A 12120-nucleotide genomic window follows, 5' to 3' on the forward strand; every position below is an offset into this window, starting at 1 on the left:
GGCCATTGCTCGGCGTTGGTCTGGACGAGAATGTGGGGTTTGCCGTGGCCGTCGACAGCCACGAACAGCGCGCTGGCATAGGCACTGGAACGCTGGCAGTGGCTGCAACAACGCCGACGACCGAGGCCATGCGCGGCAGGCGCCGGGTCAAACCGGCTGAACCGGAGTACTGCTTGAAGACCGCTTGTTGCACGTTCGATGCTCCCGACGTTTTCAATGGTGGCAATTTAGGTGTCGGGCTGTTGGGGTCGGGTGAAGCAAATGTGAAAAATACCTTCAACTGGCGGCGCTGCCGAAATCTCTTGCAAAGCAGCCTGGGCAACGCCACCGTCAGGCTTTCATTGGGCGTAGAAGGGGCAAAGATCGGCAATGGCTTATGAAGTGGACGATCGCCTGGTCATCGGCGTGGCATCGAGCGCGGTGTTTGACCTGAGTGAATCAGACGCGGTGTTTCGCCGCGAAGGCGAGGCGCAGTACCGCGAATATCAGCAGCAGCACCTGCACGCGCCGCTGGCGCGGGGGATTGCCTACCCGTTCATCAAGCGCTTGCTGGCGCTCAATGACCTGTGTGATGACCCGCAGGATCCGCTGGTCGAGGTGGTCTTGCTGTCACAGAACGATCCGGATACCGGCCTGCGCGTGATGAAGACCATCGAGCACTACGGCCTGAACATGACCCGGGCGATCTTCATGCAGGGGCGCTCGCCTTATGAGTTCATCCCTGCGCTGAACATCTCCCTGTTCTTGTCGGCCGACAAGGCCCACGTTGATGCGGCGATCAAGGCAGGTTATCCGGCCGGGCAGGTGCTCGATTCACAGTTCGACGATGACGAGGACGATGATGGCCTGCGCATTGCGTTCGACTTCGATGGGGTGCTGGCAGGGGACGAATCGGAGACGGTGATGCAGCGCGATGGCCTGACCGGCTTTCATGCCCATGAGGTCAGCAACGTGACCCAGCCGCACAACCCCGGACCGTTGAAGGCGTTCTTCGTGCGCATTGCCAGCATCCAGGCCGCTGAAGAGCGTTACAAGCTGGCGCATCCCGGTTACGAGAACCGCCTGCGCGTATCGATTGTCACCGCGCGCAATGCGCCTTCCCATGAACGCGCGCTGAATACCCTGAAGAGTTGGGGGGTGATGGCCAACGACGCGTTCTTTCTTGGCGGTATCGAGAAGCGCCGGGTGCTGCAGGTGCTCAAGCCGCATATCTTCTTCGATGACCAGTCTGGCCACCTCAACAGTACGCGCACTGTTGCGCCGTCAGTGCACGTACCGTTCGGCATTACCAACCAGCCGCTGTAAACCTCAGAACCAGCGGTCGTTGCGTTTGCGACCGCGGGTCAGTGCCGGCAGGATCAGCCCCAACAGCAGGCCGGCACCGGCAATGCTGCCGCCGTAAACCATATAGCGCATCATCACCTGCTTGTTCTCGTCCCCCAGTTGCGCCTGGGCATCGCGCAGGGCGGACTGGGCTTGGTCGAGTTGCTGGGTCAGGTCTTTGTTGCGCACTTCCAGTTCGTCAGCCAGCGTCTTGCGCGAGTCGAGGGTCTCCTGCATGCCCTGCACGCGGGCCTTCCAGCTGTCGTCGATGGTTTTCAGCTGCTCGGACAGTTGCGTGACCTTACCGTCCAGCTCTGGCAGGCGTTCGGCCTGCCCCGGTACTGCCTGCAGGTCGCTGTTGAGGATCCACACCAGGTCGCCGTTCTGGCCGCGGATCTGGCTGTAGTTGCCCTGGGTGTCGACCAGGCTGACCTTTTCGCCAGCCTTGAGGCTGCCAACGATGCGGTGGCCATTGGTCGGGCCGCTGCGCACATAGGTGCTCAGGCTGTCACTGACCCAGCGCGCATCGCTACTCGGCTGTTCGGCCTGAACCGGCGCGGCGAGGGCGATCAGGCAAGCGAGCAGGCTGCCACGCAGGGCAGGACGGACGGGTAGGGCGGGGCGGGAATCGGGCATGATGATCTTCGCTGCTACTGGACAAAAGTAGGCCCGATGACTGGGCCGATGAACGGGTCGGTGACTTGACCGTCAGCCAAAGACCGTTTTTTTGTCAGCAGGTTCACCACCTGGCGTGGGAAATGTCAGCTAAGTGTTGCGGAATTGTTCAGGGCTGATGATGGCAGGCGTACTGGCCCGATTGCATGAAAATGCCATCGAGCCAGCTCGTTCAATCACGCTTTCAGGTCACGACCTGGTAGCACGGCACATAGGCTGCGCCGCCAGGTAGCTTCATCCGGTGCTGGTCAACGAAGGCCTGCAGCAAGCGTCCCAGCGGGTCGAGCACAGCGCTGTCACCGCGGATCTGATACGGGCCGTGTTGCTCGATCAGGCGGATGCCATTGTCCTTGACGTTGCCCGCGACAATCCCGGAAAACGCTCGGCGCAGGTTGGCCGCCAGTTCGTGCGGCGGCAGATCGCGGCGCAACTCAAGGTTGGCCATATTGGCGTGGGTCGGGTCGAACGGGCGCTGGAAGCCCTCTTCAATCTTCAGCAGCCAGTTGAAGTGGAAGGCATCGTTGCGCTCGCGGCGGAACTGCTTGACCGCCTTGAGCCCCTCGACCATCTGCCGCGCAACCTCAGCCGGATCATCGATGATGATCTGGTAATGCGCTTGCGCCGCTTCACCCAGGGTGGCGCCGACAAACGCATGCAACTGCTGCAGATAAGCTTCGGCACTGCGCGGCCCGGTCAGCACCACCGGGAACGGCAGGCCTTCGTTGTCCGGGTGCATCAGGATGCCGAGCAGGTACAGGAACTCTTCGGCCGTGCCGGCGCCACCTGGGAAGATGATGATGCCGTGACCAACCCGGACGAAGGCTTCCAGGCGCTTCTCGATGTCGGGCAGGATCACCAGCTCGTTGACGATCGGGTTCGGCGCCTCGGCGGCGATGATGCCCGGCTCGGTCAGGCCGAGATAGCGGCTGCCGTGCATACGCTGTTTGGCGTGGGCGATGGTGGCGCCCTTCATCGGCCCCTTCATTACGCCCGGGCCGCAGCCGGTGCAGATATCCAGCTTGCGCAGGCCCAGCTCGTGGCCGACCTTCTTGGTGTACTGGTATTCCTCGCTGCTGATCGAGTGGCCGCCCCAGCACACGACCATCTTCGGCTCGACGCCTGGGCGCAAGGTGCGCGCGTTGCGCAGCAAGTGGAAGACGTAATCGGTGATGCCCTGGGAGCTTTCCAGGTCGATGCGCTGGCTGGCCAGTTCGCTCTCGGTGTAGACGATGTCGCGCAGGGCGCTGAACAGCATCTCGCGGGTGCTGGCGATCATCTCGCCATCGACGAAGGCATCGGCCGGGGCGTTCAGCAGTTCGAGGCGTACGCCGCGGTCCTGCTGATGGATGCGTACTTCGAAGTCCTTGTAGGCTTCGAGAATGGTCTTGGCGTTGTCGACATGGGCGCCGGTGTTGAGGATCGCCAGGGCGCATTGACGGAACAGGGTGTAAAGGCTGCCGCTACCGGCTTCGCTCAGTTGCTGAACTTCACGTTGCGACAGCGTTTCGAGGCTGCCTTTGGGGCTGACGGATGCATTGATTACATTGCGTTGGGGCATCTAAGTCTTTCCTGTGCATGTAAAACTCCTACTTGGACACCACCATACCGACAAATGTGCGCCGCAACGAGGGGGCTGTTGAAAATCCCTCGTTCGCTGCTCAGCCGAACAGCCGTTGCACGGCCAAGGTGATGCCCAGGCCGCCGAATACCAGCCACAGATTGAGAATCGCCCCGGTTGCCAGCGCCCTTGGGCCGGCCTGGCGAATCTGGCTGAATTTGGTCTCCATGCCCAAGGCGGTCATGGCCATGGTCAAGGCGAAGGTATCGAACTGATTGACCGCGCTCACCATGCCAGCGGGCAGCACCTGCAGCGAGTTGACCAGCACCAGTGCGAGAAAGCCAAAGGCAAACCACGGCACATTGATCTTGCCGTTGCCCTGCGCCTGGCCAGCCTGGCGCGAGCGGCTGATCCACAGGCCCACCACCAGCAACACCGGCACCAGCAGCATGACCCGGGTCATCTTGACGATGGTGGCGATATGCGTGACTTCCGGGCTGACGTTGCTCGCTGCGCCGACCACCTGGGCGACCTCATGCAGGGTGCCGCCGAAAAACAGGCCAACGCCGAGCGTGTCCAGGCCCAGCCAGCCGCTGTTGACCAGCACTGGGTAGAGCAGCATCGACAACGTGCCGAACAGCACCACGCTGCCAACCGCCATGGCGCTCTTGTGCGGCTGCGAGCGCAAGGCCGATTCAAACGCCAGCACTGCGGCTGCACCGCAGATGGCGCTGCCGGCGGCGGTCAGCAGAGCGGTGTCGCGGTCCAGCTTGAATAACTTGATGCCGACCCACAGGCCGAGCAGCAAGGTGCTCACCACGATTGCCAGCGACACGGTCAGGCCTGACCAGCCGACCTGGGCGATCTCCTGCAGACTGACTCGTAGGCCGAACAAGGCCACGGCGATGCGTAGCAGATTGCGTGCACTGAAGTTGATACCGCTGGCCCAGCCGGCGGGTATGCCTTGGCGCAGCAAGTTGCCGTACAACGCGCCGGCAAGGATGCCGACAATCAGCGGGCTGATGCCCAGGCGGGCAAAGGCGGGCAGTGCTGCCAATTGCGTCACTGCCAGGGCGAACAGGGCGACAAACAAGATACCGTTGAGCCGCCCACGGGTGTCGTGAGTAGGCGTATGCGAGTGTGTAACGGGAGCCGTAGCCATCATGCATCCTCCGGTCGAGGTAGCGTTTCGATAGGTCCACGTTAATTCAGTTATAAGCTTATAAAAAATCGTGATTCAGGATGGAAAATATCCGCCTAGCTGATACTTTGTGCAGATGACCCCTGAACAGCTTATAACCTTCGCTACCGTTGCTGAGCACGGCAACATCAGCCACGCGGCGCTGGCCCTGCACCTGTCGCAGCCTGCCGTATCCGGGCAGTTAAAGCTGCTGCAAGAAGAATTCGGCGAGCCGCTTTATCAGCGTGCCGGCCGTGGCGTGCGCCTGACTGCAGCGGGGGAGCAATTGCTCGGCCACGCGAAACGGCTGCGCGATACCTTCGTCCAGGCCAAAGCGCTGAAGGACGCGCTGCGCGGGCTGGAACGCGGCACCTTGCGCATCGGCGCCAGCACGACCCCAGCGAGCTATCTGCTGCCGTACCTGATTGCCGATTTTCGCCAACGCTATCCGCAGGTGCTGGTGACGACCATCAATGGCAATACGGCTGACATCGTCGCCGCCCTGGGATCGTTGGATATAGCCCTGATCGAAGGTCCGCCCGGCCCCGACTTGCCGGCAGGCACAGGGGTTACACCGTGGCGCGAGGACGAAATTGTTGCCATCGTGCCCAGCCAACACCTGCTTGCCGCAGTTGAGCACGGGCAGACCCTGCAAGCGTTGGGCGCCTATCCACTGGTTCTGCGCGAAAGCGGTTCGGGCGTACGCCAGTTGGTCGAGCGAGCATTTGCTCGCAGCGGGGTGGCGATGCGGGTGGGCCTTGAGATAGCCGGTGTAGAAGGGGTCAAGGAAGCAGTGCGGGCAGGGATGGGCGTCGGTTTTGTCTCGTCGATGTCGATGCGCCACGAGGACGCAGCGCTGCGGCGCCTGCGGGTTGCCCCGGAGGCGTTGACCCGGCGCTTCTCGATCCTGATGCCGCATGCCGACACGCCGTCGCGGGTGGCGGCGCGGTTTCTTGAGCTCTGCACTGCGCCCGCTTGCGAGCCGGGGCAGGGCGTGGGGCCGGCGGATCAGTAGACATCGCGCAGGTAGCGTTTCTGCTCGCTCAATTGGCGCCAGTAATCAGCAGCGGCGTCGGATTCCAGGCCACCATGACATTGCGCAACCTGGCGCAGGGCATAATCGACGTCCTTGGCCATGCGGCTGGCATCGCCACAGATATACAACTGCGCGCCTTCTTGCAGCCAGCGCCAGAGCTCGGCGCCTTGCTCCAGAATGCGGTCCTGAACATAGATTTTCTGCGCCTGGTCGCGGGAAAATGCCAGGCTCAAATGGGTGAGCAGGCCATCGCGCTGCATGGCTTGCAGCTCTTCGCGGTAATAAAAATCACTGGCCGCGTGCTGCTCGCCGAAGAACAACCAGTTGCGGCCTGGATCACCCCGCGCCTGGCGCTCCTGCAAAAAGCCCCGGAATGGCGCCACGCCAGTGCCCGGGCCGATCATGATCATCGGCAGCGAGCCATCGGCCGGTGGGCGAAAGTGCTTCGATTGCTGGAGGAAAACCGGCACCTCGGCGTGTTCTGCGCGGTCGGCAAGAAAGGTCGAAGACACGCCCTTGCGCTTGCCGTAGCGCACGGCTGCAACCGTGAGATCGACTGCACGGGGATTGGCCTTGGGGCTGGAGGCGATCGAGTACAGGCGCGGTTGCAGGCGTTTGAGTGTGCCAAGCAACTCGCTGGCGCCGCAGTCGATCGGGTAGGCATGGAGCACGTCTGCCAGCTGGCGGCCCCACAGCCACTCATTCAGCTGCGCTTTGCGCTCGCTGCTGAGCAACTGCTTGAGTTCCGGGTTACCGCTGCGTTCGGCGATCAATGCCAGCGCTTCGCGGCTGGGGCGGGCGATTTCGAAGTGTTCGCTCAGTGCCTGGCCTAACGGAACGTCACCAAGCTTGTCGAGGCTGACCGGCGTGTCCGCAGCCAAGCCGGTCAGCTCGAGCACTTCGCCGACAAGTTCCGGGCAGTTGCGTGGCCACACGCCCAGTGCGTCTCCCGCCTCATAGGTCAGGCCTGAATCTTCCAGGGCGAAGGAAAACAAGCGGGTGTCCTTGCTCGCACCCGGCTGATTCAAGCGAACATTGCTCAACAGGCGTGAGGCATAAGGCTTGGCTTTGCTCGGCGTCGCGCTGGTTGCTGGGTCCTCAATCAGCGCTGTCGGCGCAAGATCGAGTGCCTGCTGCAACTGCGCCAGCCAGTGCTCGGCCTGCACCTCGTAGTCGCTATCGCAGTCGACTCGCTCAATCAGGCGGGTCGCGCCCAAGGCTTGCAGGCGATGATCGAGTTGCTTGCCGTGGTTACAGAACTGCTCATAACTGGCGTCACCCAGCGCCAGCACGGCATAGCGCAGTGACTCAAGCTGCATCTGCTGCGCATTCAATGCGCTCCAGAAGCGCTCGCCGTTGTCGGGTGGGTCGCCGTCACCAAAGGTGCTGCTGATCAAGGCCAGGGTCTGCGTGCTGGCCAGCTTGCTCGCGGAAAAGTCCGCCATCGCACACAGCTGCACGCTGACCCCTGCGTCGCGCAAGCGCTTGGCGTAGCGCTCAGCCAGGGCTTCGGCATTGCCGGTCTGCGAAGCCCACAGCAGCGTCACGTGGCCTGGCAAGGCAGCGTCTTCCTCGGCCCCCATGGCGAGGTCTTCGTGAGCAGGGCTGGCGGTGATTGCGGGAGCGCTCGCCGTATCCAGCCATTGGTGGTCGATCAGCTCGACCCGTTGCAGCGCAATCGCACAGCACTTGAATTCGGGTTGCAGCGAAATCGGGTCGACAGCGTCGTTGGTCACGGCATTGATCGCCAGGTTGTCGCCAAACACATCGTTCCAGTGAAAAGGTGCAAAGCAATTACCCGGCAGGACCCGTTCGGTGATCACCGCTGGCAATACGGCGCGACCGCGTCGCGAGCGTATTTCCACGGCGTCTCTGGCCTTGATGCCAAGCATGGCTGCATCCTGCGGGTGGATCTCGATAAACGGCCCAGGATTGAGCTTGTTCAGCGTGGCCACCTTGCCGGTCTTGGTCAGGGTGTGCCATTGGTGCTGCACGCGTCCGGTGTTGAGCAGCAATGGGAAGTGTTGGTCGGGCATTTCAGCGGGTGGCAAATGCGGGCGCGGCAGAAACACGCCCTTGCCATGCTCGGTCGGGAAGACGATGGCAGGTCGGCTGCCGTCTTCTGCCAGTGCAAGCGACTGGCTGACGCCGTCGTTGAGGTAGCGGACCGGATTGCGCGTCTCGCCAGGGTCCACAGCGCACGGCCACTGCAGCGGCTGTTCGCGTAGGCGGGCGTAGGTCGCCCCGCGAATGTCATAGCCGGTCTTGGGGTTCCAGGCGCGCTTGATCTCTTCAAATATCTCGGCTGCGCTGCTGTAGCTGAAGGCATCGGCAAAACCCATCTCGCAAGCCACCCTGGCAATGATCTGCCAGTCGGGCAGGGTTTCACCGGGTGCCTGCACGGCTTGCTGCATCAGGGTCAGGTTGCGTTCGGAGTTGATCATTACCCCTTCAGCCTCAGCCCACAGCGCGCCGGGAAGGAGGATATCGGCGTAGCGATTGGTCTCGGTGTCGAGGAAGGCGTCCTGAGTGATCACCAGCTCAGCCTGTTGCAAGCCGTCGATGACCTGCTGGCGGTTGGGCACCGATGCCACCGGGTTGGTGCAGATGATCCAGCAGGCCTTGATCAGGCCGCTGCGCATCTGCTCGAACATCGCCACAGTGCCGCCGCCTACCTCCTGCCGCAGGCTGCCGCGCGGGATCGCCCACAGGTCTTCGATGAACTGCCGGTCGGCCTCGACCAGCACCGAGCGTTGGCCGGGCAGGCCGGGGCCCATGTAACCCATCTCGCGCCCCCCCATGGCATTCGGTTGCCCGGTCAGGGAGAACGGCCCGCTGCCCGGGCGGCAGATGGCGCCGGTGGCCAGATGCAGGTTGCACAGCGCGTTGGTGTTCCAGGTGCCGTGGGTGCTCTGGTTGAGACCCATGGTCCAGCAGCTCATCCATTCGCCGGCTTCACCGATCCAGGCTGCAGCCTGATGAAGGTCGGCCTCAGGGATACCCGTGATGCGCGCGACCTGGTCTGGCGGGTAGTCTTCGAGAAACGCCGGCATGGCCTCCCAGCCCGCGGTGAACGCCGCGATGAACGCCGGATCGGTGTGGCCGTTTTTCACCAGCAGGTGCAGCAGGCCGTTGAGCAGGGCCAGGTCGGTGCCGGGCTTGATTTGTAAAAACAACTCGGCTTTGTCTGCCGTGGCAGTGCGGCGAGGGTCGACGACGATCAGCCTGGCTCCGGCCTTGACCCGATCCATCATGCGCAGGAACAGAATCGGATGGCAGTCAGCCATGTTGGCGCCGATCACGAAAAACAGCTCGGCCTTGTCGAAGTCCTGATACGAGCCCGGCGGCCCGTCCGCGCCAAGCGATAACTTGTAGCCGCTGCCGGCGCTGGCCATGCACAGGCGCGAGTTGGACTCCAGGTTGCTGGTGCGGACAAACCCCTTGGCCAGCTTGTTGACCAGATACTGCGCCTCCAGCGACATCTGCCCGGAGACATAGAACGCCAGTGCATCGGGGCCGTGCTGTTCAAGGATGGCGCGCAGGCGCCGGGCGGTCTCTTTGATGGCGGTGTCCATGGCGATCCGCACCGGGTCCTGATTGCGCTGCTGGCGCAGGTAGGCGTTTTCCATCCGGCCAGAATCAGCGATGGCCTGGCCACAGGTGGTGCCCTTGGTGCAGAGCCTGCCGAAGTTGCTCGGGTGCGCCTTGTCGCCGCTGACCTTGACTACGCGGTTGTGCTCGACCTGCATGACGATGCCGCAGCCCACGCCACAGTAGGGACACACGCTGCGTACAGTTTTGCTTGTCATCTTCGCCCCTTGATCTCTGCCCGCCGCAGCGGCCCAGAAACAAAAAAGGCGCCATGAGACCTCCCGTCGAAACGGGGTCTACACGGCGCCTTTGTCGTATTAGGTGCAGTCTTCGTTGACTGCGCAGGTGAACTAGCAAACAGCGGGCCATAACTCGCCCAGCACCCGCCCGACTCGCGCTGGCGAGTAACTCTATTGGACGCTGTTCACTTACGTTGCACTCAGAATTTGCACGGGAGGGCAGGGCGCACCAGTTCAGCGCACAGCGCTGGCATGGCTCGTTCAGCGCTGCAACGCGTGGTTCAGGGCCTTGAGCAGGTCGTCGATCGCGTAAGGTTTTTTCAGTAGCTGAGGGTGGCGCTGGGAACCCTGGGAAAGGGCGCTGCTGTAACCACTGGCAAGCACCACCGGCAATCCCGGCCAGCGCTCGCTGATCACATCAGCCAGTTCCAGCCCGGTCATGCCCGGCATCACTACGTCGGAGAGCACCACGTCAACTGGCGGGTGTCGGCCTTGCAGCAGCTCGATAGCGGCTGCTGCGCTGCTCACCAACTGGGTCTTGTAGCCAAGTTCCTGGAGCAGGCTGACGGTAATTTCGCCAACCTGTGCGTTGTCTTCCACCAGCAGCACCTGAGCGTCGTTTACTGCCAATGGCACTGCAATCTCTTGTTGCGAAGGGGGAGGCGGGGTTGCTGCGGGCAGCGCGATCCTCATCGTCGTGCCCGTTCCCAGCTCGCTCTCGACGCTGACCTGGCCACCGGACTGATTGACGAAACCATACACCTGGGACAGCCCCAGGCCAGTGCCCTTGCCGACGGCTTTGGTGGTGAAGAAGGGTTCGAACACCCGTTCAAGGTTGGCCGCATCGATGCCATGCCCTTGGTCAGTAACGCTGATGATCACAGTCGGCGCACTGGCTGGCGAAGAAAGCGCAGGTGCGGCACTCACTGCCAGCGTTATGTCGCCCGCGCCCTGCATTGCATCGCGGGCATTGATTACCAGATTGACCAGCGCCGTCTCGAATTGATTTGGATCGGTGTTGACGTAGTGGTCCTGCTCTGGAAGTGACAGCTCGATACGAATGTTCGCCCCGACCATGCTGCGCAGCATCTCGGCAATTTGCTGCACGCGCTGCGCCGCCAGAAAGGTTTCTGGCTTCAATGTCTGGCGGCGGGCGAAGGCCAGCAGTTGCCCGGTGAGTTTGGTCGCTCGGTCAGCAGTTTCCAGGATCAGGTCGATGAAACGGTGTTGCTTGTCGCCCGCGCCGGGATTGCGCCGCAGCAACTCTGCTGCGTTGCGGATGATGGTTAGAATGTTGTTGAAGTCATGGGCCACGCCACCGGTGAGCTGGCCGATGGCTTCAAGCTTCTGCATTTGCCGCAGTTGCGCCTCGGCGGCGAGCAGGTCGCGTGAGCGCGCTTGCACCTCAACTTCCAGCTGTTCGTTGAAGTTACGCAGTTGGTCTTCTGCGTCATGCCGGTCATGCACGTCGGTGGAAGTGCCGTACCAGCGCAGGATCTGCCCTGAATGCGGCTCTCGATAGGGCGTAGCGCGGACCATGAACCAGCGGTAGGTGCCGTTTTGCCCGCAGAGGCGATGTTCGGTCGTGAAGTCCTGCCCGCTCGCCCGGGCCAGTGCGAAATCTTGCACTGTTTTGCCAACGTCCTCAGGGTGAACACCAGCATGCGTCATCAGCCCGTTACCCGCACCATCGACCGCCGCGCCGAAATATTCCTGCCAGCGGTTGTTGACGAACACCACACTGCCTTGTGCATCGCATACCCACGCCAGCTGCGGCATGGTGTTGGCCAGAAGCTCGAAGGCCGCTTCGCTCTCATCGAGCCGTGCCTGGCTGCGGTGGCGCTCGGTCAGGTCGCTGGCTGCACCAAACCACTCGATGAGCTCGCCGGACTGGTCAAAGATAGGCACCGCTCTGGAGTGGGTCCATCCAAAACTGCCGTCGGCGAGTAACACTCGATGCTCCAGTTCGAACACGGATTGGGTGCGGATCGCTTGCTCGACTGCCGCCAACACCTGGGTGCGGTCTGCGTCTGGAATGTATTTCTCGATCCAGCCCTGGCATGGCTGAGCGGTCTCTTCGAGAAAGCCCTGGCCGGTCAACTCATGCATCTGAGTCCAGTCGGGGCTCATGCGGTAGAGGGTGGTACTGCTGGCACTGACCAGTGCGCGGAAGCGCAACTCGCTGTCATGCACGGTGCTACTGCTACCTGTCGCGGACAGCGGCGGCCCGGCGCGTTCAGTTCGAAGTGTTGGTCGATGTTCCATGAGCTGTCCCTGAGCTGAAAGTTGCCATGCAGACCCGGTCGGATCACGCGTGATTACGCAGGAGAGGCCATGCTTGCTCGTGGAGTTCAGTGCGAATGGTCATGGTGCGATATGCGGCATGCCCTGGACTGAGGCATTCGCGCCCTGTACCGCAATTGTTGTGTCGCTGAACCTGGCAGGCAACAGAACTGGACGATGGCAAATTCGACCGGTTCAAAGTGCTGTCAGCGGCGAGGGGTGATGGAGGTCGGCG

At 62.4% G+C, this 12120-nt stretch carries 8 protein-coding genes; 3 read left to right on the forward strand and 5 right to left on the reverse strand.

Annotated features, from left to right (window positions below):
* The first annotated feature begins 44 nt into the window (after nt 1–44).
* Nucleotides 45–380, forward strand: coding sequence for a hypothetical protein (locus K3F44_RS05415; RefSeq protein ID WP_220633496.1), 336 nt, complete (start codon nt 45–47; stop codon nt 378–380).
* A complete protein-coding gene (locus K3F44_RS05420) occupies nt 370–1305 on the forward strand; it encodes a 5'-nucleotidase (RefSeq protein ID WP_220633497.1) in 936 nt (311 codons plus the stop codon). The genes K3F44_RS05415 and K3F44_RS05420 overlap by 11 nt, the downstream gene beginning before the upstream one ends.
* A 3-nt stretch (nt 1306–1308) precedes the next feature.
* Here K3F44_RS05420 and K3F44_RS05425 read toward each other — a convergent pair whose 3' ends face one another.
* The 3 genes from K3F44_RS05425 to K3F44_RS05435 all read right to left on the reverse strand — a co-directional run bounded on the left by K3F44_RS05425 (nt 1309) and on the right by K3F44_RS05435 (nt 4718).
* The gene (locus K3F44_RS05425) at nt 1309–1959 is read right to left on the reverse strand and encodes a TIGR04211 family SH3 domain-containing protein (protein WP_103437129.1); all 651 of its coding nucleotides are present in this window, start codon (nt 1957–1959) and stop codon (nt 1309–1311) included.
* Nucleotides 1960–2182: 223 nt separating this feature from the next.
* On the reverse strand, nt 2183–3556 hold the full coding sequence (gene ppnN, locus K3F44_RS05430) for a nucleotide 5'-monophosphate nucleosidase PpnN (RefSeq protein WP_101318899.1): 1374 nt from the start codon (nt 3554–3556) through the stop codon (nt 2183–2185).
* Between the two features lie 100 nt (nt 3557–3656).
* A complete protein-coding gene (locus tag K3F44_RS05435) occupies nt 3657–4718 on the reverse strand; it encodes a YeiH family protein (RefSeq protein ID WP_220633498.1) in 1062 nt (353 codons plus the stop codon).
* Between the two features lie 115 nt (nt 4719–4833).
* On the opposite strand from K3F44_RS05435, the gene K3F44_RS05440 reads away from it, so the two are divergent.
* A complete protein-coding gene (locus tag K3F44_RS05440) occupies nt 4834–5751 on the forward strand; it encodes a LysR substrate-binding domain-containing protein (protein ID WP_150569431.1) in 918 nt (305 codons plus the stop codon).
* On the opposite strand, the gene K3F44_RS05445 is transcribed toward K3F44_RS05440, so the two are convergent.
* Entirely contained in the window at nt 5745–9581 is a 3837-nt protein-coding gene (locus tag K3F44_RS05445; RefSeq protein WP_220633499.1) for a bifunctional nitrate reductase/sulfite reductase flavoprotein subunit alpha, read from the reverse strand. The genes K3F44_RS05440 and K3F44_RS05445 overlap by 7 nt on opposite strands.
* 282 nt (nt 9582–9863) lie before the next feature.
* Nucleotides 9864–11795, reverse strand: a complete 1932-nt coding sequence (locus K3F44_RS05450) for a PAS domain-containing sensor histidine kinase (RefSeq protein WP_220633500.1) — start codon at nt 11793–11795, stop codon at nt 9864–9866.
* Nucleotides 11796–12120 lie beyond the last annotated feature (325 nt).

This window comes from Pseudomonas sp. S07E 245, from assembly GCF_019599025.1.
Classification (GTDB): Bacteria; Pseudomonadota; Gammaproteobacteria; order Pseudomonadales; family Pseudomonadaceae; genus Aquipseudomonas; species Aquipseudomonas shirazensis.

What these genes read in the sequence shown, in the direction of transcription:
- K3F44_RS05425 (WP_103437129.1), bottom strand. Translation starts at nt 1,959, where the DNA reads ATGCCCGATTCCCGCCCCGCCCTACCCGTCCGTCCTGCCCTGCGTGGC.
- K3F44_RS05440 (WP_150569431.1), top strand. Translation starts at nt 4,834, where the DNA reads ATGACCCCTGAACAGCTTATAACCTTCGCTACCGTTGCTGAGCACGGC.
- ppnN (WP_101318899.1), bottom strand. Translation starts at nt 3,556, where the DNA reads ATGCCCCAACGCAATGTAATCAATGCATCCGTCAGCCCCAAAGGCAGC.
- K3F44_RS05420 (WP_220633497.1), top strand. Translation starts at nt 370, where the DNA reads ATGGCTTATGAAGTGGACGATCGCCTGGTCATCGGCGTGGCATCGAGC.
- K3F44_RS05435 (WP_220633498.1), bottom strand. Translation starts at nt 4,718, where the DNA reads ATGGCTACGGCTCCCGTTACACACTCGCATACGCCTACTCACGACACC.
- K3F44_RS05445 (WP_220633499.1), bottom strand. Translation starts at nt 9,581, where the DNA reads ATGACAAGCAAAACTGTACGCAGCGTGTGTCCCTACTGTGGCGTGGGC.